This is a genomic window from Shinella sp. CPCC 101442 (assembly GCF_024704725.1).
Taxonomy (GTDB): domain Bacteria; phylum Pseudomonadota; class Alphaproteobacteria; order Rhizobiales; family Rhizobiaceae; genus Shinella.
The window spans coordinates 72,706-97,149 of sequence record NZ_JALIQS010000006.1 but is presented as its reverse complement, the minus strand read 5'-3'; the positions used below and the strand labels follow the sequence as shown (position 1 = coordinate 97,149).

24 protein-coding genes and 1 tRNA gene are annotated in these 24,444 nt (G+C 58.9%); 9 read left to right on the top strand and 16 right to left on the bottom strand.

The window, feature by feature from the left end; translation table 11 throughout:
* Positions 1–6 precede the first annotated feature (6 nt).
* From MUO32_RS21215 to MUO32_RS21185, 7 genes are read right to left on the bottom strand one after another with little or no spacing between them, the layout of a single operon-like run.
* On the bottom strand, positions 7–351 hold the full coding sequence (locus MUO32_RS21215) for a RidA family protein (RefSeq protein WP_257950383.1): 345 nt from the start codon (positions 349–351) through the stop codon (positions 7–9).
* 35 nt (positions 352–386) lie between these two features.
* Positions 387–1,691, bottom strand: a complete 1,305-nt coding sequence (locus tag MUO32_RS21210; protein ID WP_257950382.1) for an alanine racemase — start codon at positions 1,689–1,691, stop codon at positions 387–389.
* Positions 1,684–2,640, bottom strand: a complete 957-nt coding sequence (locus tag MUO32_RS21205) for an amidohydrolase (protein ID WP_257950381.1) — start codon at positions 2,638–2,640, stop codon at positions 1,684–1,686. The genes MUO32_RS21210 and MUO32_RS21205 overlap by 8 nt, the downstream gene beginning before the upstream one ends.
* Positions 2,637–3,578 (bottom strand): ABC transporter permease, encoded by a 942-nt coding sequence (locus MUO32_RS21200; RefSeq protein WP_257950380.1) that lies wholly within the window; start codon positions 3,576–3,578, stop codon positions 2,637–2,639. The genes MUO32_RS21205 and MUO32_RS21200 overlap by 4 nt, the downstream gene beginning before the upstream one ends.
* Entirely contained in the window at positions 3,575–4,540 is a 966-nt protein-coding gene (locus tag MUO32_RS21195) for an ABC transporter permease (RefSeq protein WP_257950379.1), read from the bottom strand. The genes MUO32_RS21200 and MUO32_RS21195 overlap by 4 nt, the downstream gene beginning before the upstream one ends.
* Positions 4,537–6,045, bottom strand: a complete 1,509-nt coding sequence (locus tag MUO32_RS21190; protein WP_257950378.1) for a sugar ABC transporter ATP-binding protein — start codon at positions 6,043–6,045, stop codon at positions 4,537–4,539. The genes MUO32_RS21195 and MUO32_RS21190 overlap by 4 nt, the downstream gene beginning before the upstream one ends.
* A gap of 20 nt (positions 6,046–6,065) precedes the next feature.
* On the bottom strand, positions 6,066–7,136 hold the full coding sequence (locus MUO32_RS21185; RefSeq protein ID WP_257950377.1) for an ABC transporter substrate-binding protein: 1,071 nt from the start codon (positions 7,134–7,136) through the stop codon (positions 6,066–6,068).
* A 223-nt stretch (positions 7,137–7,359) separates the two neighbouring features.
* Here MUO32_RS21185 and MUO32_RS21180 point away from each other — a divergent pair, with 223 nt between their 5' ends.
* Positions 7,360–8,145, top strand: coding sequence for an IclR family transcriptional regulator (locus MUO32_RS21180; protein WP_257950376.1), 786 nt, complete (start codon positions 7,360–7,362; stop codon positions 8,143–8,145).
* A gap of 7 nt (positions 8,146–8,152) precedes the next feature.
* On the opposite strand, the gene MUO32_RS21175 is transcribed toward MUO32_RS21180, so the two are convergent.
* Positions 8,153–9,367, bottom strand: a complete 1,215-nt coding sequence (locus tag MUO32_RS21175; protein ID WP_257950375.1) for a TIGR03862 family flavoprotein — start codon at positions 9,365–9,367, stop codon at positions 8,153–8,155.
* A gap of 138 nt (positions 9,368–9,505) precedes the next feature.
* Here MUO32_RS21175 and MUO32_RS21170 point away from each other — a divergent pair, with 138 nt between their 5' ends.
* Complete coding sequence (locus MUO32_RS21170; protein ID WP_257950374.1) at positions 9,506–9,910, top strand: cupin domain-containing protein; 405 nt, start codon at positions 9,506–9,508, stop codon at positions 9,908–9,910.
* Between the two features lie 106 nt (positions 9,911–10,016).
* On the opposite strand, the gene MUO32_RS21165 is transcribed toward MUO32_RS21170, so the two are convergent.
* Together MUO32_RS21165 and MUO32_RS21160 are read right to left on the bottom strand one after the other, a co-directional pair.
* Positions 10,017–10,481, bottom strand: coding sequence for a hypothetical protein (locus MUO32_RS21165; RefSeq protein WP_257950373.1), 465 nt, complete (start codon positions 10,479–10,481; stop codon positions 10,017–10,019).
* Between the two features lie 55 nt (positions 10,482–10,536).
* Positions 10,537–12,159, bottom strand: coding sequence for an ABC-F family ATP-binding cassette domain-containing protein (locus MUO32_RS21160; RefSeq protein ID WP_257950372.1), 1,623 nt, complete (start codon positions 12,157–12,159; stop codon positions 10,537–10,539).
* A 115-nt stretch (positions 12,160–12,274) separates the two neighbouring features.
* Here MUO32_RS21160 and MUO32_RS21155 point away from each other — a divergent pair, with 115 nt between their 5' ends.
* Both MUO32_RS21155 and MUO32_RS21150 read left to right on the top strand, forming a co-directional pair.
* Positions 12,275–13,093 carry a hypothetical protein gene (locus MUO32_RS21155; protein WP_257950371.1) on the top strand — a complete coding sequence of 273 codons (819 nt, stop codon included), beginning with the start codon at positions 12,275–12,277 and terminating at the stop codon, positions 13,091–13,093.
* Between the two features lie 183 nt (positions 13,094–13,276).
* Positions 13,277–14,527, top strand: coding sequence for a site-specific integrase (locus tag MUO32_RS21150; protein WP_257950370.1), 1,251 nt, complete (start codon positions 13,277–13,279; stop codon positions 14,525–14,527).
* Between the two features lie 11 nt (positions 14,528–14,538).
* Here MUO32_RS21150 and MUO32_RS21145 read toward each other — a convergent pair whose 3' ends face one another.
* Positions 14,539–14,796, bottom strand: a complete 258-nt coding sequence (locus MUO32_RS21145; protein ID WP_257950369.1) for an AlpA family transcriptional regulator — start codon at positions 14,794–14,796, stop codon at positions 14,539–14,541.
* Between the two features lie 211 nt (positions 14,797–15,007).
* Here MUO32_RS21145 and MUO32_RS21140 point away from each other — a divergent pair, with 211 nt between their 5' ends.
* The 3 genes from MUO32_RS21140 to MUO32_RS21130 all read left to right on the top strand — a co-directional run bounded on the left by MUO32_RS21140 (position 15,008) and on the right by MUO32_RS21130 (position 17,437).
* Positions 15,008–15,700: a recombinase family protein gene (locus MUO32_RS21140; protein WP_308311322.1), complete on the top strand. Its 693-nt coding sequence runs from the start codon at positions 15,008–15,010 to the stop codon at positions 15,698–15,700.
* A gap of 151 nt (positions 15,701–15,851) precedes the next feature.
* Positions 15,852–16,601 carry a hypothetical protein gene (locus tag MUO32_RS21135; protein ID WP_257950368.1) on the top strand — a complete coding sequence of 250 codons (750 nt, stop codon included), beginning with the start codon at positions 15,852–15,854 and terminating at the stop codon, positions 16,599–16,601.
* A 107-nt stretch (positions 16,602–16,708) separates the two neighbouring features.
* Positions 16,709–17,437: a hypothetical protein gene (locus MUO32_RS21130; RefSeq protein ID WP_257950367.1), complete on the top strand. Its 729-nt coding sequence runs from the start codon at positions 16,709–16,711 to the stop codon at positions 17,435–17,437.
* Here MUO32_RS21130 and MUO32_RS21125 read toward each other — a convergent pair.
* Positions 17,424–18,239 carry a hypothetical protein gene (locus MUO32_RS21125; RefSeq protein WP_257950366.1) on the bottom strand — a complete coding sequence of 272 codons (816 nt, stop codon included), beginning with the start codon at positions 18,237–18,239 and terminating at the stop codon, positions 17,424–17,426. The two genes, MUO32_RS21130 and MUO32_RS21125, sit on opposite strands and share 14 nt — an antisense overlap.
* A 318-nt stretch (positions 18,240–18,557) precedes the next feature.
* On the opposite strand from MUO32_RS21125, the gene MUO32_RS21120 reads away from it, so the two are divergent.
* Positions 18,558–20,216 carry a DUF927 domain-containing protein gene (locus MUO32_RS21120; RefSeq protein ID WP_257950365.1) on the top strand — a complete coding sequence of 553 codons (1,659 nt, stop codon included), beginning with the start codon at positions 18,558–18,560 and terminating at the stop codon, positions 20,214–20,216.
* A gap of 17 nt (positions 20,217–20,233) precedes the next feature.
* On the opposite strand, the gene MUO32_RS21115 is transcribed toward MUO32_RS21120, so the two are convergent.
* Entirely contained in the window at positions 20,234–21,709 is a 1,476-nt protein-coding gene (locus MUO32_RS21115; RefSeq protein ID WP_257950364.1) for a peptidoglycan-binding domain-containing protein, read from the bottom strand.
* A 31-nt stretch (positions 21,710–21,740) separates the two neighbouring features.
* The gene (locus MUO32_RS21110) at positions 21,741–22,328 is read right to left on the bottom strand and encodes a DUF2628 domain-containing protein (protein ID WP_257950363.1); all 588 of its coding nucleotides are present in this window, start codon (positions 22,326–22,328) and stop codon (positions 21,741–21,743) included.
* 27 nt (positions 22,329–22,355) lie between these two features.
* Between MUO32_RS21110 and MUO32_RS21105 the strand changes: the two genes are divergently transcribed.
* Positions 22,356–22,658, top strand: a complete 303-nt coding sequence (locus MUO32_RS21105; protein WP_308311321.1) for a helix-turn-helix transcriptional regulator — start codon at positions 22,356–22,358, stop codon at positions 22,656–22,658.
* A 12-nt stretch (positions 22,659–22,670) separates the two neighbouring features.
* Here MUO32_RS21105 and MUO32_RS21100 read toward each other — a convergent pair whose 3' ends face one another.
* Both MUO32_RS21100 and MUO32_RS21095 read right to left on the bottom strand, forming a co-directional pair.
* A complete protein-coding gene (locus MUO32_RS21100) occupies positions 22,671–24,029 on the bottom strand; it encodes a HEPN domain-containing protein (protein ID WP_257950362.1) in 1,359 nt (452 codons plus the stop codon).
* Positions 24,030–24,275: 246 nt separating this feature from the next.
* A tRNA-Ser gene (locus MUO32_RS21095) sits at positions 24,276–24,365 on the bottom strand.
* Between the last annotated feature and the right edge of the window lie 79 nt (positions 24,366–24,444).

Below are 24,444 nucleotides of genomic sequence, written 5' to 3'. Positions count from 1 at the left end.
CGCTCCTTAAAGTGCCGCGACGGCGGTCATCTCGACGCGCAGGTCCGGATCGGCAAGGCGGGCCTCGACGCAGGCGCGGGCCGGCGGGTTTACCGGATCGATCCAGGCATCGTAGACACCGTTCATCGCGTCGAAATCGACGATGGCAGGCAGGAAAACGTTGACGGCGAGCAGCTTCGAGCGATCCGTGCCGGCTTCCTTCAGGAGGGCGTCGATCTTGCCCAGCACGTCGCCCGTCTGACCTTCGATGCCGGCCTTGCGGTCTTCCGCGACCTGGCCGGCGATGTAGACGAGCCCGCCGTAGCTGACGGCCTGGCTCATGCGCGAACCCTTCTGGTAACGCTGGATCATGGAGTGTTTTCCTTTTCTTGCCTTGGGAGGATAAATCAGCCGAAGCTGGTGAGATAGGCCGTCGTGACCGTGTGGTCGGGACGAAGGCCGTAGAGGATGGCGTGCCGGTCGAGGCAGGTGCAGGGATGCGAGATGCCGAATTCGACGACATCGCCGACAGCCACACCGGCACCGGCAGGAATTGCCATGAAGGCATGCTGGTCGTTGAGACGCAGCACGGACGCGGCCCTGAAATCGCCAAGCGGCGCACCGTCCCGATAGAGCGCCAGCGGGCGCGGCAGGTCCTGGTCGATCGCGACGTCGCGCATTCCCATGCCGCAGATGGCGAGACCCGGCTCCGGCAGCGAAAGGACTTCCGCCCAGACCCGGAGCGCCGGCGTGAAATCTCGCGACGCGGACCGAACATCCCGGCCGATACGAAAACCGTCGCGCGCATCGAGACCGGCAAGGCCGCGTTCGTAAACACCGTGATCGTGGAAGAAGATCGCCCCGCTGCGCAGGACGAGCCGGCAATCGGGATCGGCGTCGATGGCGGCGGAGAGGCCGGCAACCACACGGTCGAAGAAGACCGAGCCGCCGGCCGTCACGAGGAGCGGCCGCGCGTTGCCGATCCGGGCGCGGACATGCGGCAGGAACGCCGCCGTCAGGCCCATCAACCCGTCGATCCGGGCAAGTGTTTCCGCCGCATTTGCCGTCGCGGCCGCGCCTTCATAGGCGGCGATGCCGGTGAGCTTGAAGGTGGATGTTTCCGAGGCGAGGATGACGTCGAGAATCTTCTCAGCATCCTCGACGTTGCGCGCACCGGCGCGTCCGGCACCGAGTTCCACCATCAGCCCCAGCGACGGCAGGTCCCTGCGGGACTGCCAGGCATCGCGCAGGGCTTCCGCGAGAGGAACGGAGTCGACGAAGATATGCATCTCCGCGTCCCCATAGCCGGACAGCAGGGCCGCCAGCCGGCGGGCAGCGGCGGGGCCACCGATCTCGTTGGCGAGGATCAACCGGCGTTGGCCGGCTTTCAACAGCACGGCGGCCTGACGGATATCGGCGACCGTCGTGCCCCAGGCACCGGCGGCCAGCAGCGCACCGGACAGCGCAGCCGACATGGGTGTCTTGGCATGAGGAGCGATTTCGATGCCATGGCTCTTCACATAGGCCATCATCGCCTCGACATTGCCGGCAAAAGCCGCCTGGTCGAGCGAAATCAGCGGCAGCGCCATTTTTCCATCAAAGGGCTTCCAGCCCTGCCCGCCGATCGCCTCGAGCGGCAGCGCCGCACGGCCGGGCGGAAAGCCACGGATGCGGTCGTCGATCAGGATATCGGCGGCATGAAGGTCAGACATGCATTTCCCCCTTGGCCGGGACTGGCTCGGCCAGTTCGAGACGGTAGGTTTCATTGGCGGTCGTGAAGAACAGCGCTTGCTGTTCGTCGAGCGAAAGAACGGCCGCCAGCCCGCGGAAGACGTCGTAGATTTCGTCGAACGAGGCATGCAGGCCGGCAACGGGGAAATCGCTGGCGAACATCGCGCGCGAAGGGCCGAAACAATCGAGACAATGCTCGATGACAGGCGCCAGGCTTTCCGGCGTCCAGTCATTGTCATAGGCGACGAGGTCGGAGATTTTCAGCCGCACATTCGGCTCGCGACCCAGTACGCGAAGGCCGCTACGCCAGAGCGCCATGCCGGTTTCGCTGCGGTCGGCGGGGCTGCCGCCGTGATTGAGCACGAAGAGCGTTTCGGGAAAGGCGCGCACGAGGTCCAGCGCCTCGCCCATCTGCGGGGGATAGAGCATGAGGTCGAAGACGAGCCCGTGACGGGAAAGCTCGGCAAAACCCGCGCGCCAGTCCGGATCGGCCATGCGATGAGCACGCGGCGCAAAGCTTTTCGACGGATCCGGATGCCAGCTGACGATATCGCGGATACCGACGACATTGGGGTTCGCCGCCTCCGCCTCAAGCCGGCGCGCGGCATCCGGACTGTCGAGCGGGACACGCGCGACATAGCGCCTTGCTATGCCGGTGCTGCGGTCGAGGCCTTCAAGCCAACGGCTTTCCTCCAGCGGATGGGCGTCCGACCAGCCGGCTTCGACATGCACGGTGGCGACGATGTTCTGGTTCGCGACATCCCTGCGATAGTCTTCCACGCCATAATCCCGCAGGATCGGCGCGAGGCTGCCATAGACCATCTCGCCACCGGTCGCCCGCGCCTTTTCCAGCCAGGGGTGCCGGCCGAGCGAGAGGTCCCAGAGATGGTGGTGCGGATCGATGACCGCTCCGCTGTAGCGCCCCGTCATCGCCGCGCCTCTCGGCCGGAAATGAGGAGGAGCGCGAGGATCAGCGTTCCGAACATGATGGAGCGCCAGCCGGGCGAGGCATTGACGACGGTGATCAGCGCCGTCGTCGTGACGAGCAGGATGGCGCCCGGAATGGTGCCGGCATAGGTGCCGCGTCCGCCGAGGATGGACGTACCGCCGAGCACGACGGCGGCAATCGACGTCAGCAGGTAGGGATCGCCGATGCCGACATAGCCCTGCCGGTTCATGCCCAGAACCAGAATGCCGGCAAGTCCCGCGAAGAAGCCCGAGAGCGCATAAAGGATCAGCGTGTTGCGCGGGAGGCTGACACCGGAAAGGCGGGCGGCGAGTGGATTGGCGCCGATGGCGAGAAAACGCGCGCCGATCGGCATGCGGTGGATGAGAACGAGCACGACGGCCGAAACGGCGAGCCAGAGCAGGACGCCGGAGGGAATGCCGAGCGGCCGGGACTGACCGAGCAGAATGACCGCCGGGTTGCTGACGGTGACGGCGCTGCCGCCGGCGACGATGACGAGCAGGCCCTGGAGGAATGTCGCCATGGCCAGCGTCATGATGATCGGCGGGACACGGAGATAGGCCGCCCCCGCGCCGTTGAGGAAACCGATACCGGTTGCGATCGCAAGTGCCGACGCGATGCCGACGAGGCCAGTCGGATCCCAGGCCGGCGAGATCAGCGGCAGGAGGATCGCCGTGACGGTTATGACCGCGCCAACCGAGAGATCGATACCGCCCATCAGGATGACGAGAGTCTGGCCGGCGGCGGCGATGCCGATGACGGCGGCGAGCTCCAGCAGGTAACGCAGGTGCCCGTAGGCGCCAAAACCGCGCAGCGTGAGGCTGGCGACCAGCCAGACGAGCGCCACCAGCACGAAGGTCAGCAGTGGCGGATTGCGGAAGATGGTTTTCACGGCATTCATCGTCTAGCCCTCCACGACTTCAGAAGCTCCGGCACCGCGACGGCGCCGACGATGATCAGGCCTTGCGCCAGATATTGCGCGACCGGCGGAAAACCGAGGAAGAACATCACGTTGATCATGACCGAAAGGAGAAGGCTGCCGCAGATCGCTCCGCGCATCGTGCCCTTGCCGCCGAGGAAGCCGACGCCGCCAAGCACCGCCGCGGCGATGGAATTCAGCGTGAAGGGCGCGCCGATGACGGGATCGCCAGACCCCGTCTGTGCCGCGACGAAGAGGCCGGCCAGCGCCGTAAGCAGGCCGGAGAGCGCGAAAGCGGCGATCTTTGCCCGCTCGACCCGCACGCCCGAGCGGAAGGCGCCGACGGGATTGTCGCCCGCCGCATAGATGCCGAGCCCAAGCGGCGTCGCCAGGAATGCCTTCCACAAAAGCAGCACGACGACGAGCAGCAGGAAGGCGACGGGCGTGTGGCCGGCAAGCGTGTTCGACAGCCAGTCGGGAATGAAACCGCCGGGACGTGGCAACAGGATGAGCGCGACGCCCGTGATGATGAAGGAACCAGCAAGCGTGACGATGATGGCCGGAAGCCGCAGATGCGCGACGATCGCCCCGATGACCGCGCCGATGGCAAGACCGGTGAAGGCGACGGCGACGATGCCACCGGGCACACCGAACACGCTTTCCATCGTCGTCGCCGCGATGACGGCACCGAGGCTGACGAGCGGGCCGATGGCCAGCGTGATACCGCCATTCAGCATCAGCAAGGCCTGCGCCATGGTCACGAGGGCGAGCGGGAACCAGTTCTGCGTGAACTTGGAAAAGCCGCCGACCGAGAGAATGCCCGGAAAGAGCACGACATAGAGAACGAGGAAGGCGGCGACGACGAGATAGAGACCGCCGAGGCCACGGTTGCGGCGGCGCTGGATGGCACCGTAGAGCCAGGTTGGCGACGAAACGGAACTCATGCGGCCGCTCCCTTTCTGTCGACGCCCATGGCCGCGCCGACGATGGCCTCTTCGCTGATCGCTTCACCGGAAAGCTCGGCGGCGACCGCGCCCTCGCGCAGCACCACGACGCGGTCGCAAAGATGCACGAGCTCCGGCGTATCGGAGCTGGCGATGATGACGAGACGGCCTTCGGCGGCAAAGCCGCGCAGCATCAGGTAGATTTCACGCTTGGTCTCGATGTCGACGCCACGCGTGGGGTCGTTGAGCAGCAGCACCGAGGGGTCGAGCGGCAGCCATTTCGCCAGCGCTACCTTCTGCTGGTTGCCGCCCGAAAGCGCCTGGACTGGTCTTGCGACATCGCCCTTGATGGTGAGACGGCGGGCCAGATCCGCGATCAGCCCTCCCTCGGCCGTACGATCGCGAAAACCGTTGCGGGCAAGGCGGCCGAGCGAGGGCAGAATGAGGTTTGATGCGATGGAATGGGGAAGGACCAGCCCCTCATGCTTGCGGTCGGCCGGCACATAGACGAGACCGGCGGCATTCGCCGCGCCGACATCGGCAGGCAGGCCCGGCCTGCCGGAGACTTCGGCCTTCGCGGCCTTGGCGGGAATGGCGCCGTAGAGGCCGAGCAGCAGGTCTTCCTGTCCCTGTCCCACCAGGCCACCGATGCCGACGATCTCGCCGGCATGGCCACGGAAAGCGATGTCACGCACGAGACCGGCGGAAAAACCTTCGGCGCCGATGCGCAATGCACCGGGATTTGCGGTAGCACGCGGCGGAAAGAGATCGCCCGTCTCGCGGCCGACCATCAGACGCACCAGCCCCTCGCCATCGATGCCCGACAGCGACTGGTCCGCCGTCACACCGCCGTCCTTGAGAACGGTGACATGCGAGCAGAGCGCCTGCACCTCGTTGAGACGATGCGAAATGTAGAGGAGTGCGGTGCCGCGATCGCGCAGCGTCTCGATGACATCGGCGAGAATGCCGGCCTCATGCGCCGAAAGCGATGAGGTCGGCTCGTCGAGGATGAGCACGCGCGGCTTGCGGTAGAGCGCCTTGGCGATCTCCACCATCTGGCGGCGCCCGAGGGCCAGATCCGCCACGGGCATGTCGAGCGGCTCGGTGAGGCCGACCATGCCGCAGACGTCTCGCACGCCGCGATGCAGTTCGGCATAATCGATGAGACCGAAGCGACGCGGGAAAGCACCGAGGCCGATATTTTCGGCGATCGACAGATCCGCGGTAAGGCTGAGCTCCTGCTGCACCACGGCGATGCCTGCCGCGCGGGCGGCGGCCGGGCTGAAACGCCCGACCGGCCGGCCATCGACGGCAATCGTGCCGCTATCCGGCTGAAGCGCGCCGGAGAGAAGGTTGATCAGCGTGGATTTTCCCGCACCGTTCTCCCCGAGCAGGGCATGCACCCTGCCCGGGTGAAGGGCGATATCGACGCCCTTCAGAACGGGATTGCCGAAAAATCCCTTGAACACCTGCCGGGCTTCCAGCAGGGGTTTTTGGTCCGTCATGACGGCATCCTTCATGCGGATTACTGGGCAAGCAGCTTGTCGAAAAGCGCCTTGTCGTAATCCGAGTAGATGTAGCCATCGGCCGGGAAGTTTTCCGCACGCGCAAGGTAGCTGTCGATCGTGCTGTCGTCGATGACGGGCAGCGGCACCTTGATGAAGGCGGGAACATCCTTGCCTTCCAGCGCCTGCACGGCCGTATAGACCGAGAGCGCGCCGAGCCAGTTCGGCTGCATGGTGGCCCAGCCCTTCAGGCCCTTTTCCTTCCACAGCTCCAGGAACTGGCGGGCGTTTTCACCCGTCACCGGCACCTGCTCGCGGCCCTGGCGGTCGAAGGCCATGACGGAGCCGGCCGAAATCGCGCCACCGAGCGACAGCACGCCGTCGATTTCCGGATTGGCGAAGAGCAGGCTGGTCATCGCCTCCTGCGCGGGGGCAGCGTTGTATTCGGTGTTGGTCTCCGTGATGATTTCGAGACCCGGATTGGCGTCGAGCACCGGCTGTGCGCCCTTGCGGCGGTCGTCGCTGACGGAAATGCCGGCCGGGCCGTTCATGACGATGATCTTGCCCTTGCCGCCGAGCTGGTCGGAAAGCCACTTGGCAGCGCCTGCGCCCCATTCGGCGGAATCGGTGTTGATCTTCGCCGTCACCTTGTCGGTGTTGACGAGGCTGTCGAAGTTCACGACGGCGATGCCCTTGTCGCAGGCATCGGAAATCACGCGATCGAGCGCGTTGGACGAGCCGGCGATGACGACGATGGCGTCGACATTGGCGTCGATCATCGACTGGATGTGCTGGATCTGCGTCTGGGCATTGCCCTGCGCGTCCGTGATCATCAGGTCCTTCACGAGGCCGGCTTTCTTCAGCTCCTCGACTTCGGCGGCAATCGTGCCTTCCGTCTGCTTCATCCAGGTCGGCACCGAGTAGATGTTCGCCCAGCCGACCGTGTAGGGCGCCTTGCGGTCGCCCTTGATGCAATTGGCCGCGGCGGACGCCGTGCCGGCGGAAAAGACGAGCAGGGTTGCAGCGACGGCGGCGCCCGCGAGGAGGCGGCTGCGCAGCGAGGCGGACGGGTTGTTTTCAAAAGTCTTCATTGTCGATCCCCTTTTGTGTGCGGCAGCAGGTACGGGCTTGCCATCCGTTTTCGTCCAATATAATGTACACATGATCTAAATACCGGACGCCGCAATCTTATGCGGAATTTTCCGCCCCGCAAGAGGGGTGCTGAAATTTCGTTGGCGGTTGAGACCGGCCACATTGACAGCGGGCGTGCCCGGCGTGAGAAGCTTGACGCAACGAAGGCAGGAAGGAACGACGATGGATGCAGGTCTGGACGAAGCGGCGGGAAAGCGCGCACGCGGGCTGGATCGCGCCTTCGAGATCCTCGACTTCCTGCGCCAGAAGCGCCAGGCGCTGAAGCCGAACGAGATCGCAGCCCAGATCGGCGCGCCGCGCTCATCGGTCTACGAACTGGTGAACCTTCTTTTGCGCAACGGCATCCTGGAATTCACCGGCGGCGAGGGCCGCGTCTATCTCGGACGCAAGCTCTACTTTCTCGGCGCGGCCTATGAGAACCATTTCGATTTCACCCGCGAATGCGAGGCAGCACTGGAACGGCTGGCCGACGAAACGCGCGAAACCGCACAGTTCTGCATGCTCGACGGCAACAAATACACGGTCGTGCGCATGCGCGAGGGCGCCCGCCCCTTCCGCATCTCGACGGATATCGGCCAGTCGGTGCCGATCCCGTGGACGGCGTCCGGCCGCCTGCTCGTCGCGCATATGACCAACGAGGAAATCCTCGCCTTCATTCCGCAACAGGATTTTCAGTTGCCGAGCGGCGAATGGCTGGATCCGGCTGCGTTCCTCACCGAAGTGCGGGATACCGAACGGGACGGTCACTTCACCTTCAACAGCATCGTCGACAGCTTTACGCACTGCTTCGCCGTGCCTGTCATGGGCGATGCGGGCCATGCCGCCGCAACGCTCTGCCTTGTCGCCCCGCGTGACGATGGGCTTGCCAACCGCGACCGCTATCTCGACTGCCTGAAGGACGCCGCCCGCCGTCTCAGCCATGCGCCGCTTCAGTCGAGGCGGGCCTGAAAAAGGCTCAGGCTCTTTTGGACAGCCAGCGATCGATGCCATCCGCAGCCGCGCGGCCGGTCGCAAGGCAGGCCGTCAGCAGATAGCCGCCCGTCGGGGCCTCCCAGTCGAGCATCTCGCCAGCGGCAAAGACGCCCGGCAGCGCGGTCAGCCCATAATCCTCGCCGATCGCGGCGAAGCGAACCCCTCCGGCCGACGAGATCGCCTCGGCAATCGGCCGCGGGCGCAGGAGGCGAACCGGCAAGGCCTTCACCGCGGCCGCCAGCGCCTGCGGCGCCAAACCGGAAACATCGGCCATGCACTCGCGCAGCAGAGCCGCCTTGACGCCGTCGAGCCCCGTCCCCTTGCGCAACCGAGTGGAAAAGCTCGCCTTGCCGCCCTGTCGGGCAAAATCCGTCGCCAGCCGTTCGGCGCTGCGCCCGGGTGCGAGATCCAGGAGGAGCGTCGCAGCCCCCTTCTGTTCCAGATCATCGCGCAACGCCGCCGCATGGGCATAGACCAGGCTGCCCTCGATGCCGGTTTTCGAAACAACGAACTCGCCTGATATCGTGCCGGCCGCTGACTGCGCCGTGACGCCCTTCACCGGCGCGCCCGCAAATTTTTCGACGAAGCCGGTCGACCATTCGACGTCGAAGCCGCAATTGGCCGGGCGGAACGGCGCGATCCCGACACCTTTCTCCACCAACGCACTCACCCAGGCCGCATCCGACCCGAGCCGCGGCCAGCTTGCCCCACCGAGCGCCAGCAGCACGGCGTCGAAAGCCATCACCGCCTCGCCATCCGGCGTCTCGACCCGCAGTCCGCCTTCGGCAAAGCCCGTCCAGCGATGCCGCACGCGGATATCGACATTCTGCTTTTCCAACCGCGCGCGCCAGGCGCGCAGCAGCGGCGACGCCTTCATGACCTTGGGAAAGACGCGGCCGGACGTGCCGACGAAGGTTTCCGTGCCGAGAGCCTCCGCCCAGGCCTTGAGATCATCGGGCGTGAAGGCATCCAGCGCCGCACGCAGCCGCCCGTTCGCCGCACCGAAGCGGGTAACGAAGCGCGAAAATGGCTCGGCATGGGTGATGTTGAGGCCCGACTTGCCGGCAAGCAGGAATTTTCGGCCGATGGTCGGCATCGCCTCCAGCACGGTCACGGCATGGCCGTGCGCCGACAGAACCTCTGCCGCCATCAGCCCGGCCGGCCCGCCGCCAACGATCCCGATCCGTCTTCCGCCCATCCGCTTCCGCCTCAAAACCTGTCGCGCCGTCATAGAGCGTCTGCGGCCGCTTCGCCAGTAATCCTCCAGCAGCCCCATTGGCAAGTGATCACAAAGCGCTGCCGGTATAGGATCGCCGACACGAATCGGGAGACATCCATGGATATCAAGCGCAACGGCACCAATCCCTCGACCTCCGGCCCGGCCGACTATTTCACCGGCACCGTCCGGCTCGACGCACCGTTCAAAGCCGAGACACCCGGCCGCGCCGGCGGCGCGATCGTCACCTTCGAGCCGGGTGCGCGCACCGCCTGGCATACCCATCCGCTCGGCCAGACCATCATCGTCACATCGGGCCTCGGCTGGGCGCAGCGCGAGGGCGGGCCGATCGAAGACATCCGCCCGGGCGACGTCGTCTGGTTCCCGCCCGGGGAAAAACACTGGCACGGCGCCACCGACAAGACCGCCATGACCCATATCGCCATCGCCGAATCGGAAAACGGCTCTCCCGTGACGTGGCTCGAAAAGGTGACGGACGAGCAATATCTTGGCCGGAGCGGCTGAAGCCGAGAGCATTTCCGGTAAACTCTGGTTCACCGGAAATGCTCTCGTGTTTTGTTTTTACCGCATTATCCGACGCCGAAGCGAACTCGCTTCGGCTGAAAATGCTCTAGTCGGATGACGGCCGGTATTTTCGCGTGAAGGGCACGCCGTTGAAGGTGTGCGTGCAGCAGGCACAGCCCGGCTCCATCTGCTCGACGCCGAGATCGGGATCGACGCGCTGCAGCCGATTGTCGTCATCGACGAAGAGGCCGCTGTAATAGGCGCTCTCCCCCATCCGCACGAAGGGTTTTCGCTCCGCCGGCGAGCGCGCGACCATCCAGAAGATCGGCTCGGCCCTGTCGAGCCGCACCACCGCCTCGGCATGTACGGCATCCCAATTGTCGCCGACGCGCGACAGCAGAAACTTGAAGAGCGGCGTGTAATCGAGTCCATGCCGCTGCCTGCCGCCCATGGCGCCCGCCTGCACGCGGCCCTCGCGCCGCCGCGAGTCGCGATAGTCCTCGCCCCCACCATGGCGCACGCCGTGCGTCCGCGTGTTGACGCTGCGATAAAGCGGCTTCTTTCGGTCCATGCATCCCTCCGGTCCCGTCTGTTCTGACGCACGGAACCTCCAGGTTACAGCAGCCTCAGACGGGGAGGCCCGGCGCCTCGTGGCCCGATTGGGCGACATATTCGGTATAGCCGCCGGGATACTGATGCACATCGTCGCCGTTGAGCTCCAGCACCCGGTTCGACAGGGCACCCAGGAAGTGCCGGTCGTGCGAAACGAAGAGCATCGTGCCCTCATAGTCGGAGAGCGCCTTGATCAGCATCTCCTTGGTATCGAGGTCGAGATGGTTCGTCGGTTCGTCGAGGATGAGGAAATTCGGCGGATCGAACAGCATCGCCGCCATGACCAGGCGCGCCTTCTCCCCGCCCGAGAGCACGCGGCACTTCTTTTCGACATCATCGCCGGAAAAGCCGAAGCAGCCGGCAAGCGTACGCAACGGCCCCTGCCCGGCGCGCGGAAACTCCGTCTCCAGCCATTCGAACACCGTCAGGTCGCCGTCCAGAAGATCCATCGCATGCTGTGCAAAATACCCGACCTTGACGCTCGCCCCAATCGTCACGCTGCCTTGGTCCGGATTTGCCGCGCCCGCCACAAGCTTCAGAAGTGTCGACTTGCCGGCGCCATTGATGCCCATCACGCACCAGCGCTCCCGGCGGCGGATGAGGAAGCTGAAATCGCTATAGATCGACCGGCTGCCATAGGCCTTGTCGACATTCCTGAGATTGACGACGTCTTCGCCCGAACGGGGCGCCGGCTGGAACTCGAACATGACCGTCTGGCGCCGGCGTGGCGGCTCGACGCGCTCGATCTTGTCGAGCTTCTTCACGCGGCTCTGCACTTGCGCGGCATGGGAGGCGCGCGCCTTGAAGCGCTCGATGAACTTGATCTCCTTGGCGAGCATCGCCTGCTGGCGCTCGAACTGCGCCTGCTGCTGCTTTTCGTTCTGCGCCCGCTGCTGCTCGTAGAAACCGTAGTCTCCCGAAAAGGTGGTGAGTGAACCGGCATCGATCTCGATGATCTTCGTCACGATACGGTTCATGAACTCGCGGTCATGCGACGTCATCAGCAACGCGCCGTCATAGCCCTTCAGGAACTGCTCGAGCCAGATCAGGCTTTCGAGGTCGAGATGGTTGCTCGGCTCGTCGAGCAGCATGACGTCGGGCCGCATCAGAAGGATGCGGGCCAGCGCCACGCGCATCTTCCAGCCGCCGGACAATTTGCCGACGTCGCCGTCCATCATTTCCTCGCTGAAGCTCAGACCGGCCAGCACTTCGCGCGCCCGGCTCTCCAGCCCGTACCCGTCGAGCTCCTCGTAACGCGCCTGCACCTCGCCATAACGCTCGATGATCGCGTCCATCTCGTCAAGCCGGTCGGGATCGACCATCGCCGCCTCGAGTTCGCGCAGTTCGGCGGCAACCGTGCTCACCGGCCCCACTCCGTCCATCACCTCGGTGACGGCGCTGCGCCCCGCCATCTCGCCGACATCCTGGCTGAAGTAGCCGATCGAGACATTCTTCTCGACCGAGACCTGCCCCTCGTCCGGCGCCTCCTGTCCGGTGATCATCCGGAACAAGGTCGTCTTGCCGGCCCCGTTCGGCCCCACAAGCCCGATCTTCTCCCCCCGGTTCAGCGCGGCGGCGGCCTCGATGAAGAGAATGCGGTGGCTGTTGGACTTGCTGATATTCTCGATGCGGATCATGAAAACGGGCCTCGTCGTGTCCCGCGCCCTATGCCATGGCGGGAGGCTGCGAGTCCATCGGGGAAGCTCCGAGACGTGAGGACAAGGTCGCTATTGTCTGCTTCACACGCAACCCATGCTTTACGATGAACATAAACAATCTATACTTGCATACGGCGATTTTGAAAGTTGGGGCAGCATGCATCTCTCAGACAGTGAACTGAAAAGCGAAGGGCCAACACTGGTCGAGCGCCTGAAGCAATTGAACCGCAAGGAGCGCTATTGGTTACTGCAAAATGCACTTGTCGAGACAAACGGCGATTTGCCGCTCGCAGAGCGTTTCAGGAAAGGCCTGGCAAAGGAAATCGGCGTATCCGTCGTGCCCGCCTCAGCCTGGTGGGCCATGGACTATCACATCGATTGGTTGTTTTCCGCTCTCGTTCTCGACCGCTTCGGCCCTCAACCTCCAGATCGCTTCCTGAACTATGAAAACACAGACAACGCGGAGAAGCCGCCTCGGCGTCTGATTCGGGGAACACAGGAAGATTTCGACCTGATCATCGGCTTCGAACGCACGCTCATTCTGGTGGAAGCCAAGGGTGTCACGAGCTGGGGAAATTCACAGCTGACCCGCAAATGCGAGCGCCTGCAGGATTGGGCAAGTATCTCCAGAACAATCCCACACCATGCCGCCTATCAGCCGCCCGAAATCTACATGGTCTTGATGTCGCCCAAGGAATCCGAAGGATTGGAGCCGCAGAAATGGCCGGATATCATCAAGAACAAGACACCGTATTTCCTTCCCCTGACCTTCGGCGACGCAGCCAGCTCGTTTCTTGCAACGGAGCGCTGCGACGAACAAGGAAACAGATGCGATACAGGTATCTATTGGAAGATGAAATCAAGACCACACGGTCTTCAAGAGCGTGGAAGCTCAACAAAACCGAAAAAATAGCGGCGTGATCCGATGGCGGAGAGGGTGTCCGCCTAACCGCTTTCTTATAAGACGCCACCGTGATACATTTCTCCTCGTAAATACAGCAGCTTACACCATAAAATGTCTCATGTTGTAACTTGCTGCCCCATGTAATCTCATCGATATTGTTGGGGCCGGTGTTGGGACCCTCGGAGGAGTGAAATGGTACGCGCAGTCAATCGACTTTCTGCTCGCCAAGTGCAGACGCTAACGAAACCCGGCCGCCATGCTGATGGGGACGGTCTTTACCTCTCGATTTCCGCAGACGGACTACGCCGCCGATGGGTGTTTCTTTTTCGCGACAAACGGACAGGCAAACTGCGGGAAAAGGGATTGGGTACTCCGGTATCCGTGACACTCAAGGACGCTCGCGAAGCGGCCGCAAAGGCACGCCATGTCCTCAAAGAAGGTCGCGACCCGCTTGAACGCGCGCCGGAGACCAAAAGCGCGCCAACATTCGGCAATCAAGTTGCTGAACTTCTGAAGAGCATCGGCGGAAGTTTTCGAAACTCGAAGCACCGGAAGCAATGGGAGACGACGCTGACTACCCACGCATCCTCTCTTTCTGAATTACCTATTGATACGATATCGACCCAAGATGTTTTAGGAGTCTTGGCCCCGATTTGGGAAAAAACCCCCGAAACGGCCCAACGGCTGCGTGGACGCATCGAACGAGTTTTGGACTCCGCGCGCGTTAAAAATCTGCGTATCGGAGAAAACCCGGCGCGCTGGAAAGGTCATCTGGACCTCCTTCTTCCAGCACGGGGGCAGCTGAGTCGAGGACATCACAAAGCTCTTGCATTTAACCAGATGCCGAATTTCATAGGCAGGCTTCGTGATAACGGATCAATTAGCGCCCTCTGCTTGGAGTTCACAATTCTGACGGCCGCAAGGACAGGCGAATCCAGAGGCGCTAAATGGAGCGAATTCGATCTAGAGAACAACCTATGGACTGTCCCAGCTGAGAGAATGAAAGCCGGAAAGGCCCATCGCGTCCCTCTATCTAATCGAGCCAAAGCAATTATTACTCAACTGCAAGACGTTAAGATAAGCGAGTTTGTCTTTCCCGGCCAAGAAAACTTTCACCGCAGCACTCGAATCACAAGGGGCACGCCGAAGACAAAGGAATTGTCGAATAATGCGATGCTCATGCTTCTTCGTCGCATGAATGTAGATTGCACGGTCCATGGTTTCAGGAGCACATTCCGCGATTGGGTAGCAGAGTCTACGGTCGTAGACTCTGACGTTGCGGAAGCCGCGCTGGCTCATGTGCTGAACGACAAGACAAAGGCTGCATATCGACGCACTGACTTTTTCGACAAACGCCGTAAATTGATGAATGATTGGGCCGATCATTGTAACGGCGCAGGAAGCGATGCCGCCAAGCCGGCATCGCCGTCTGATTTCGCTTAACAACCCAATTCCTACAATTTGGCCCGGGGCGCACCAAGGGCGGGTAGCAAAGCTAAATATCTATCTACTTCTGCTGCCATTATAACGGTGCGCCCACCAAGCTTTTTCGCTGCAAGCTCACCGCATTCAATCTTGCGATATAGCGTTGATCGGCTAATTCCGCCCAATCGCTGGCAAGCGGTTTTCACGGAATACGCTTGAGCCCTGATCGAGTTCTCGGGGTAGTGATCGGGTGTGGCTACTATTGGTGAATCATGTTCGGCAGACATGCCAGTCTCCAAGGTCGGTTGGTAACCTCGGACTTCACAAGTTGCTGAAATCCCTAGCTTCGCGCGCTGTATGCACGTTTATATGATAAATGTCGTTTTCACGAGTTCATTTTCAATAATGATTTTAGACAGTTAGAATTTAACTTCCATTCGTATTTTTAGAGAGAATTGAGGATCGCACGTTTATAACGAGGCGACTGAAAGCCGATTCATGGCCAGTCGAGAGACACAGGATATGCGTTTAATTTTTGGGTACTTGCGCAGCACGAATTTGCGACCAGGCCGGAACTCCAGCGATTTGGCTATCCAGCGCGCATCACTGCAAACATGGTCAGACTCAATGGGAATTCGAATATCGGAGTTCGTTATCGAGCCTCACTTTGAGGCAACGACTGCGTTTGACAAACGGACAGTGTCCAAAACGCTGATCGAGCATGCGGGAAATGGCGGTATGGTTGTCGCTGCCTCATTCGGTCATCTTTTTGGTACACCGGAGGACGCACACCGTACACTCTTACTAGCGAGGCTGATCGGATGTCACATCCGCGCATGCGATATAGAAGATGGGAGGCGAAACATAGAGAATTACAATACGTTGCTGACGGCCCTATTGGCGGTGTCGGCCAGTTCGACCTATCCCGCTACCCTTAGAAACCGCGCGGTGAAAAAGCGCGAGGCCGAATCCAGCCGCTACCGAGGCGGTAACGTGATTTTCGGCTGGACCAAGTTACCCGATGGCTCGCTGACAGCAGATGAGGCCGAACAGAACCATATTGAGCACCTTCAGCGATTGCGGTTTCAGAAGTCGACTTATGAAGAACTAGCAAAATATTCAGCTGAACAAGGCTTTCACCTGACCGCACCGGGAATTCATAAGATTCTTCGACGAGTGAAGCTGGGCTAAGGAATCGCAATTCCACAACTTCGCTGTCTGCGGACCCTCCGGTTAACTGAGCTATGATATATTTGACATTTCATCAAATATATCATATGGTTAAGGTTATAGACGACCCGTCTCACGAGCACTCTTCACCAATCACAATACTGGAAAACCTATGATCGCACCAACCCTCGGTCGGCGGCGCGCGTCCGTGCGCCTTCGGCATACAGCATTAATCGACATGGTTCTCGCAACCATTGAATCCGCCGCCGTTCCCCCGACCCTATTGAAGGATAGCTTGAACAGGCTCACCGCTTGGGACAAGTCACGGCGTAGAAAGCGGGTACGCGACAGTCCCCTGCCCCCCTCGTTAATCTTTTCCGAGACAGGATTAGAAACAGCCGGGCTCCTGTTCGGCAGAAGCACCAAGCGCCGGGACCAAGTTCGCCTCTCAATCGAACGCATGTTTTCGGTGACATCGCAGCGCACGGATACGTCGGTCGGCCACAGCGGCCTTTCGGCTGAACTGATGGCCGATTGGGCGTGGGCTTTAAACGCACCTTGGAGGCTGCTGGGCGGCTTCCATAGTCATCCGCTGCTCGGAACGCCGTTGGATGACATTGAGGAAATGGCACTATACAAGCCGAGCCAGAGCGACCTTCTGGGAGGCCCGTTCTTTATTGGCAACAGCGTAGGATTGATTGTCGCCGTTGCCGAGGCCGGCGAGCAGTTGCCACGCCAGTGCATGCGGCCATCAAACGTCGTCCATTTTCGCGTTGGCCAATTCGACCTATGGATTTCGGCCTATTCGAAAACGTTCAAAATCGAAAACCTCGACGTCGAATTGCCGGCTACGCTTCGTGACCCAGCGGACAGTCCCTTCCGTTTCGAAAACTGGTTTCCTGACCGCCTGACGTTGCCGTAGTCCACGAGTAACTGCCCATGTGGCGGCGATAAGCTTCCTGTCCGCTCCGAACGCGGTCCAATAAGGCGTGAAGCTTCACAACTTCCTCTCAAAAATTAGGATCACCCATGAAACCTTCGACAAAGGATCGACGGCCAGTGCTCGTGCGCGTGTCGCCCAGTGCATTTTTTGACCTCATCGTCGCGGCCACTGAGTCTGCGATGATCGCGCCAGAATTCAATGATGACAGCTTCAAAATCCTGAGTGAGTGGCAGAATGAGCGGCAAAACCGCTCACTTCGCACCGGCCCGCTTCCGGGGTGCCTTGTGTTCTCTGACACAGGGCTTGAATTCGCGGGATGCCTTTTAGGCACCACAACCGAGAATGAAGCGCAGGTCATTTACTCGGTTGAGCGCGCGGTCCCGGTCACCGCGTTGCGGAGTGACGATTGGGTAGCCCAATCAGAACTGTCGCCGCTGCTGATCGACGACCTTGCAGCGGCGGCGAACACGGGGTGGCAGGTCATAGCGGACGTACATAGCCATCCGTTCATCGACACCAAACCAGCAGAAGTCCACGAACGGAGATACTACGCGCCAAGCCCGACAGACAAAACGCCTCTTCCGTATCCGGGCTTTCACTTCAGCCTCATCGTGACGGTGTCCATGGGCGGGCGAAAGAAAATAGGACACTGCAACTCGCCGGGACCGCTCCACCAGAGCCGCGTCGGCGACTTCGAAATATGGCTCTACGCACACCTAAGATCGCGGAGGGCAAACGGCAGACCTATTACGCTGGAAGTTCCCCAGCTACCAGCACCGGCTGCGCGGCGCACAAAGCTAGCTAATGCCGGTTGAAGCAAGGGAAAAGGTCGTCGTCGTTTCCGGCAAAACGGCGACCGCCCCCGCTTTCGCGTTCACTCTCCGACTTCGGATAGAGCAGTACACCATCGTGCGCATCTGGATTGCCCGCATATGATTTCATCATGTAGTTCCATACGCGGTCCCAGCGCTCATCCATCGGCACCACGTGGACATTTCTCAACCCGCCCCTAACGAATTCGTCTCTATGACTGGCGGAATACCGGTGAAACGGGAAAACCTTCGAGCGGCTCAACGGGTGAAGAATGAGGATCGCATGGTAATGCCATCCGTCATTGGGGCGCGTGTCAGCGACGTTGCAGCTTTTGACCGCTGCTTTCCATCGCGTTTCGGGAACCGCCAGCAATATCGGCATGCGGTCGGTTTGTTTCGCACGATGCACAACATGTCTCACGACCATGGAATAATAATCATCCAACCGTTTGCGCATATGCTCTAATCGAGCATGGTGGCGGCCGGGCAACTGGTTGAACACGAACGTCAAAAAGTAGAGCGTGGAGCCGCTCGCTTTGAAATCTGAAAGCCAATTCATATAGGCTTCATCAATCGAGCCGGGTTGTGGTCGATCACGAGACGCAGGGCGCTGGCTCGACAAAGATGCGCCCGTCACCTTGTCCGAAGCCGCTTTTCTCCGCCTCCTTCCACCATCAATTTTATCGTTAGCCAGATTTTGCGCGGTCTCACCGCCCTTAATCGAGTTGTCGACGGAAGGCGTAAGGGTCCGACGCTGGATAGCGATGTACTTCTTATAAACCAAAAAAAACCGATTCACTTTCATGTATATAACCCCCATTCCCGATCAATTTATCTAGAAAATGATCATCTGAATTGAATTCAAAATTCGAAAATATCCACCATGACACTACTTCTCCATTTAGAGGCCAATTTCTTTAGACTCTATTTGAATTTCCGATGAAGACCTACCTTCTCTTCGGCCCACCGTTAAGAGAATTTCTCAGCCACATGAAATTAGTCATTCTCGAATTCACTTTACAACTTGAGTTTTGGCAATAGAAGAATTCTATATAGGACTCCTCCTAATTTCACTGAGAACACTGAGCCACCTGTTCACGGTGCGATTACGAGGAAGCGACAGATGCAAAAAGCTACAGCATCATTCAAAGACCTGACGTTCGGCCGGCTGTTCGTGCAGCCATGTGGAACAAGGCAAATCGAATTGCTTTTTTCGACTTCCAACGGTGCGGCCGGAAATATCGCCATCGAACTCGGCGACTTAGCCGACACCAAAGCTCTCCAGCGGCACCTGAGAAACGCCGGCTTCACGGGCCCAGCGCTCACGAGAGCGGATGCGATTGCACTGGACGATCTTGTCATGCGCTACTCGTCGTCGGCCAAGGGTCGGAAAGCGCTGACAATTATTCGCCCATCAGGCGGCTGGAACCCCAGCAGCACGATATTCGCCTATGGTAACTCGGAGTTGCCCTCCGGCCGGGCGGTCATCAACACTGAAGGCGCTATTTCCAGAATCTTGGCCGTCAAAGGAACACTCGACGGTTGGAAATCGTCTGTGGGACGCGCGGCCGCCTATTCATCGCGGGCCATGCTCTTCATCGCCGCAGCCCTTGCGGCTCCCACATTAAAACTGATCGGAGTCGACGCAGGAGGCTTTGGATTCAATCTGTGGGGAACGTCTTCGACAGGCAAGTCAACGGTTTTGCGGGCCGCTGCTTCTCTAGCCGCTTCTGGATTTGCCGGAACGTGGAATGCGACCGCAATCGGTATTCAGGACCTCGCCCGGCAATACTGCGACTTGCCGCTGACAATTGACAGCCTTGAGTCCATCAGTGGCGAGGCGTCGCGAGAGATCACCGAATCGGTCGCCTATGCCCTCGGCAATGGAAAGCCGCGGGTCCGAGCGACAACATGGAATGCGTATGAGGGAGCAGAAAAGGGGGAGTGGCGGACGGTATTACTCTCGACATCGGAGGCTCAGCATCAGCGGGCCCAGCGAACCGGGGCGGCAGTGCGTTTTGTCGATATTCCAGTTGCCCGTGATTTGGTCCGTAACCTTGGGATCATTGACTATCTGCCACCGGCAATCAGGCCAGAACGGGAGGCCGCCTTTGCTGTCTCTGCCGTTCACCAGCTGACGGAAGGCGCCGCCCGACATAGCGGCGTCGTGATGCCAGCGTTCATCACGATGCTGACGAAAAATCCCGCACTAGCGAGAAGACGTTTGACCGGACACAGCGCTGATTTTTTAAATACTTTCGACCGCGCCGATCTAACGAATGCGGAGTTGCGGGTTTTGGCGCATTTCGCGACTTCATATGCGGCTGGTGCGCTCGCGATTGATATCGGCTTGTTGCCGTGGACCAAAGAACATTTGCGGGACGCGATCAACCGGTGCGCGGCTGACGCCCTGTTGAATTCCAATGATCGCTCAAAGCGAAATGCAAAGAATGCCGAACGGGTCGTAGCGTGGCTATCTGATCCGCACCGTCGCCTGCTGGAATACTCGCCTCAATTAGTGAAAAGCGCTATCGCGACCGCAGATGCGCTGTGTGCTGAAGTGGCAGGCCCTGAAGATGCCGACGACGAGTTTCGAGCAACAAGACTCGTTATGCGCGGCACGTTGCAAAGAGCTTTGGGCCTTTCAGGAAAGGAGCTTGCTGGAGCAATGTCGTATCTGCGGCAGCGCGGACAACTAGTCACTGAAGGGCGGGATGACACGATGACGATCCAATACAAGTTTCGTGACTGCTCATCCCGCTTCTACGCGGTCTGCGTTTAGAAAGGCGGCGGTCAGAATCAGAAATCCTTCTCTGGTATTGTCGACGCGGGGTCGAGTTTGGCGAGTATCCCATCAATCTGGGCCAGAGAGTGCTTGCAAGGCGCACCTTCCCCATCCGACAATGCCATGAGAGCGACGTATGCTTGCTCTCGCTCTGTCATTCCGACGGCACCCGGCTTCGCAGACTCCGTCCAAATTCTCTCGGGGTCCATCGCCGTGTCTTTCGCCTGCAATAGCTGCTCAATACGCTTCGCCGCCGTGCGGGCTCGCTCCATTTCCGCGTCTGAAATGTAGACGACGGCATAACCGTCGCGAGAGTCGTAGCATCGTTTGACAATACGGTAATGCTGGTACGTGCGACTCAGGATGTTTTCGGGCTGCTGCGCGGCCCGCTGCTCATCCGCCTCATTCTGCGTTTTCTCGTTCTCAAGCCTGCGCTGTTCTTCAGCCTGCTGCTGCCGATGATCTTCAATGCCAGCAAGCGCTCTCGCGAAATTTGGGAGGCAGGCTGCAAGCTCGACCGGCGTCAGACGACCGATACCGGTTTCGATTTCACTATGCAGCATCACGTCATCGGCCAATCGCCCCGTTCTAAGGTTCTTGGTGGCCTGAGACACAGCTACTTGAAAGGTAGAATTCAGATCGTACTCGTCTTTGAATTCTCTACCCTGCTCATTGATTGAAGCGTCCGCGTATTCTGCCACGGACTTAGCGGGGCCAGCCTGCAAGAGAGCAGGGCACACGGGGGAATGACTATCGAGAACGTTGGAATTTCCGGCAGCATTGGTCACTGCATGTTCTATTGTAGGTTTTTGCTCGCCGTCCTGAGTGCTATCCGCGCCAATGACCTCCTCTCGGAGGAGGCGCGCTTTCTGCGACCCCGTCAGAAACCCGGATTGCTCTTCCCCTCGCGACCCTTGATAACCCGCTATCGCGGCTCGCGTGGATAGACCGAAAACCCCATCCGCGCTGCCTTTCAAATACCCGTCATCGATTAAAGCCTGCTGAACCGCGACATGGGTCCCCGGCGACCATAAGGCTTCCTCCAAAGCATCGTTTTTGAGGGCTTCTCGATATTGCCGTGCCCTACTTTTGTAGTTTTTGACGATGCATGCAGCGGGGCGAGAAGCCGACTTTTCACCGCATACGGCCGATAGCCGGTTCATCCAAGCCACATGTTGGTCGCGAAAAGTGGTACGCGTGGGCCCCGATTTCATCGCGTAAACGGGCCAGTACGCACTGATAAGCTCCCAGTCCGCAGCACGCGCTTCTGCATTTCCGCACACAGTCGCTATTATCAGCTTAGAGGGCCATTTGGCGGTATTGCAGTCGAATGTGGGACGACTGCTGGGGTCCATTTCAGAGAGAACGTCGTCCGAAATTTCAGTTGGACCGGCAGGGACCGGGTCTGAATTTGCGCTTGCAGAACTCCACTCTGCGCTAACAACGCCGAGTGTCACCAGCAGCCTGCATAGAATGCGAGCTTTTTTCATTCAGACTTGTCCCGTCTTCACCTGACTTCGCTTAATTCAACGAACCGGGAGGGTTCAATATCGCAGATATGATGATCAATAGAGGTAATGCGAGAAATAGCATTCCGAATGTTACTATTGCAACTGCAAGAACAATTTTTGACCCACCACCCTTCTTATTTATGATCTGCAACATTTTTTCTGGGGGAATTGATACATCAGAGATAAGGCGGCGAAAACGCCGATAAAGGAAATAATTTCCAAAGGAGCAAAACAGCACGCTGGCAGAGAATGGACCCAAAAGGATTAGCTGCGGAATAGGCCAAGGAGCCGTAATTATTAGGGTGAACAGCGATCCAGTCAGGACTGCGAGGATCGGAGCGGAATAGAAGACTAAGAGGGACACATAGAAGCGCCGATACATCAGCCAAAAAGGCGTCAGCAGGAGTGCCGCCAAATTGGCGTGAAATTTTATTCCATTCCTTTCCATGTCCGTAAATACCGGGGCGTAATAGTCAACGTTCCGCTGAAGAAACGACGTCAGCACATCATCCAACAGGAGCCCTTTAATACGAAGTGGTGGTTCGGCCGTCGAAACGGCGACGTCCATTTTTTGACTGTCGAGATCAATACCGCTCATCATTTGTCCTCTGGACGATCACAAATTATGGATTTTAATCCATATGTGGCGAGTGGCAAGTACCTGTTCTATCTTTGGATGGAAATCCAACGGTGCGTCGGTAAAAATGTAAGAAATGCGCGCTTAGCTGCTGGGCTTTCCCAGTGGGACTTGGTCGCCCGACTTGAAGTGCGATCCCACGACCACGGTATGGATCAAGCGTACATCAGCCAGCTGGAAAATGGCCGAAGAAATCCCACTCTGACTACGCTGTGGCTGATAGCGCAGGCTCTTGAAGTTCCGCTAACACAGATCGTTCAGTCTGAAAGTAAATCGGATATGGCGCCTTAGGTAAACATTAATTCATCCGCCAAATTTTTTATGTTCTATGGCCGCCAAAAACTCATCCTTACTCTTAAATTTCTCAATATTTTCCACCGCAACAGATAAAGACGCCCGAATATTCTCAAAAGATTGGTCCAATTCACGAACGTCCACTGTTGCCAATCTGTGATGTATATATTGTGAGCGCATATTGTATGATTTCTTAAAGTTATCAACTATGGACTTTCTCTCGGCTGGTGTGTTGGCGATCAAAAACGCTACTCTCTCCGCAACATTCTGCTGAATTGCCTCACTGGAGTTTTTTAGCATTAAGCTCTCTATCGCAGAGAATGCAAAAACCAGTCTATCGGACAATTCAGCGAAAGTAATAGCACGCGAAAAAGCCAAAATACTGGAGCGCACAGATTGTTTAAAGTCATTTAGGTTGTCTGCATCCAACAGCGCCCCCACCGCAGCAAGACCTTCCTGCGACATTTCAGAAACATCTGTATTACTTATACGCCAATAGTCGACGTCTTCGACGGCGACCCCAGATGAATAACTTATGCCGTCAGGGCTTTCGACAAGAACGTGACTTTTAGGAACGGAAAGTGCGCCTAACGGCGTAACAGGGCACATCACATTAGACGCTACAGTGGCGACACTGAAGAACCGAAGCAAACCTACGGCATCGGTAGCCTGCTGCAACGCGGCGTCTTGAGCGTAACTAGGCTCCGCGAATACAGCGAGCCTAATTAATGAACAGTCCTCCATATCCTTCTGCATCTTGCTTATAAGCGTATCAACAGCGTCAATTTTCTCAGGATTAATATCTTTGAGTTTTTCCCGAATAGAATTGAAATACGGAATGCCCATTGGCATAATTTTTGTAGGACCAAAATCAAACGGAGCCTGAACGGCTAGATTTTGGATAGGTATATCCACGCTTAGATTTCTTACATCTTCACCACATTTTTGAAGAAAGAACTTCGAAAAATCAACCATAGAGCGAGCCAAAAAGCGGTCCCGCGCCCAATTTACAAAGACCCGCTCTGCATACTTCGAGCTAATCGCTTTCTTCGCCCATTTCTGCTTGAGAACAGCATCGATCAACTTCGTTACTTTGTCGTGATCCGTCTGCGTAAAGCCAAATGCTCGGTTACCTTCCCACAAGAACACGAAAGCCAGTTCTCCACCAACTTGCGGAAGCCACATAATTGGATCACCGATGATATCGCTATCGGTAACTGTAATAGCATTGTCCGGCTGCCACCAGCCATCAGTGCTATTCTTTGGTTTTGCCAAGTCTAATTCGCGCACTGCGTCAAAAGCATCATTTGCTAGCGCTTCTATAGAAGCTTGCGCGGAGGGATGTAATTCAAATACAGGCGATACCATTAACACACCACCCACAGTGAGTCGCTACAGTCCGCACTATATTGTTAATTGAGGACCGCCGCTCAATGGGTTTCGCTACGAATTTTGGCACCGGCAACAGTTTTGCTCAGAAGCTTGCACGGTGGATGCAGACCACTTCCATGGCGGCGATCTAGACAGTAACCAAGCGCGTTGGGGCCTGAGTAGGGGCCCACCGTAGGTGCTTGATGAAATTAATCAATAAATCAACGAGTTGAAAAGGGTTAATGGCGGAGAGGGTGGGATTCGAACCCACGATACGGTTGCCCGTATGCCGCATTTCGAGTGCGGTGCTTTCGACCACTCAGCCACCTCTCCGCTTCGCTGGTCGGCGCCTTGCGACGCGGGGCGGTACATAGCGGGTGTCGGGCGGGGGCGCAAGGGGGCCAAGCCGCAG

Bases quoted from the DNA above. Each gene is read 5' to 3' on its own strand.
- MUO32_RS21215 (WP_257950383.1), bottom strand. From the start codon at position 351: ATGATCCAGCGTTACCAGAAGGGTTCGCGCATGAGCCAGGCCGTCAGC.
- MUO32_RS21210 (WP_257950382.1), bottom strand. From the start codon at position 1,691: ATGTCTGACCTTCATGCCGCCGATATCCTGATCGACGACCGCATCCGT.
- MUO32_RS21205 (WP_257950381.1), bottom strand. From the start codon at position 2,640: ATGACGGGGCGCTACAGCGGAGCGGTCATCGATCCGCACCACCATCTC.
- MUO32_RS21200 (WP_257950380.1), bottom strand. From the start codon at position 3,578: ATGAATGCCGTGAAAACCATCTTCCGCAATCCGCCACTGCTGACCTTC.
- MUO32_RS21195 (WP_257950379.1), bottom strand. From the start codon at position 4,540: ATGAGTTCCGTTTCGTCGCCAACCTGGCTCTACGGTGCCATCCAGCGC.
- MUO32_RS21190 (WP_257950378.1), bottom strand. From the start codon at position 6,045: ATGACGGACCAAAAACCCCTGCTGGAAGCCCGGCAGGTGTTCAAGGGA.
- MUO32_RS21185 (WP_257950377.1), bottom strand. From the start codon at position 7,136: ATGAAGACTTTTGAAAACAACCCGTCCGCCTCGCTGCGCAGCCGCCTC.
- MUO32_RS21180 (WP_257950376.1), top strand. From the start codon at position 7,360: ATGGATGCAGGTCTGGACGAAGCGGCGGGAAAGCGCGCACGCGGGCTG.
- MUO32_RS21175 (WP_257950375.1), bottom strand. From the start codon at position 9,367: ATGGGCGGAAGACGGATCGGGATCGTTGGCGGCGGGCCGGCCGGGCTG.
- MUO32_RS21170 (WP_257950374.1), top strand. From the start codon at position 9,506: ATGGATATCAAGCGCAACGGCACCAATCCCTCGACCTCCGGCCCGGCC.
- MUO32_RS21165 (WP_257950373.1), bottom strand. From the start codon at position 10,481: ATGGACCGAAAGAAGCCGCTTTATCGCAGCGTCAACACGCGGACGCAC.
- MUO32_RS21160 (WP_257950372.1), bottom strand. From the start codon at position 12,159: ATGATCCGCATCGAGAATATCAGCAAGTCCAACAGCCACCGCATTCTC.
- MUO32_RS21155 (WP_257950371.1), top strand. From the start codon at position 12,275: ATGCTTTACGATGAACATAAACAATCTATACTTGCATACGGCGATTTT.
- MUO32_RS21150 (WP_257950370.1), top strand. From the start codon at position 13,277: ATGGTACGCGCAGTCAATCGACTTTCTGCTCGCCAAGTGCAGACGCTA.
- MUO32_RS21145 (WP_257950369.1), bottom strand. From the start codon at position 14,796: ATGTCTGCCGAACATGATTCACCAATAGTAGCCACACCCGATCACTAC.
- MUO32_RS21140 (WP_308311322.1), top strand. From the start codon at position 15,008: ATGGCCAGTCGAGAGACACAGGATATGCGTTTAATTTTTGGGTACTTG.
- MUO32_RS21135 (WP_257950368.1), top strand. From the start codon at position 15,852: ATGATCGCACCAACCCTCGGTCGGCGGCGCGCGTCCGTGCGCCTTCGG.
- MUO32_RS21130 (WP_257950367.1), top strand. From the start codon at position 16,709: ATGAAACCTTCGACAAAGGATCGACGGCCAGTGCTCGTGCGCGTGTCG.
- MUO32_RS21125 (WP_257950366.1), bottom strand. From the start codon at position 18,239: ATGAAAGTGAATCGGTTTTTTTTGGTTTATAAGAAGTACATCGCTATC.
- MUO32_RS21120 (WP_257950365.1), top strand. From the start codon at position 18,558: ATGCAAAAAGCTACAGCATCATTCAAAGACCTGACGTTCGGCCGGCTG.
- MUO32_RS21115 (WP_257950364.1), bottom strand. From the start codon at position 21,709: ATGAAAAAAGCTCGCATTCTATGCAGGCTGCTGGTGACACTCGGCGTT.
- MUO32_RS21110 (WP_257950363.1), bottom strand. From the start codon at position 22,328: ATGAGCGGTATTGATCTCGACAGTCAAAAAATGGACGTCGCCGTTTCG.
- MUO32_RS21105 (WP_308311321.1), top strand. From the start codon at position 22,356: ATGGATTTTAATCCATATGTGGCGAGTGGCAAGTACCTGTTCTATCTT.
- MUO32_RS21100 (WP_257950362.1), bottom strand. From the start codon at position 24,029: ATGGTATCGCCTGTATTTGAATTACATCCCTCCGCGCAAGCTTCTATA.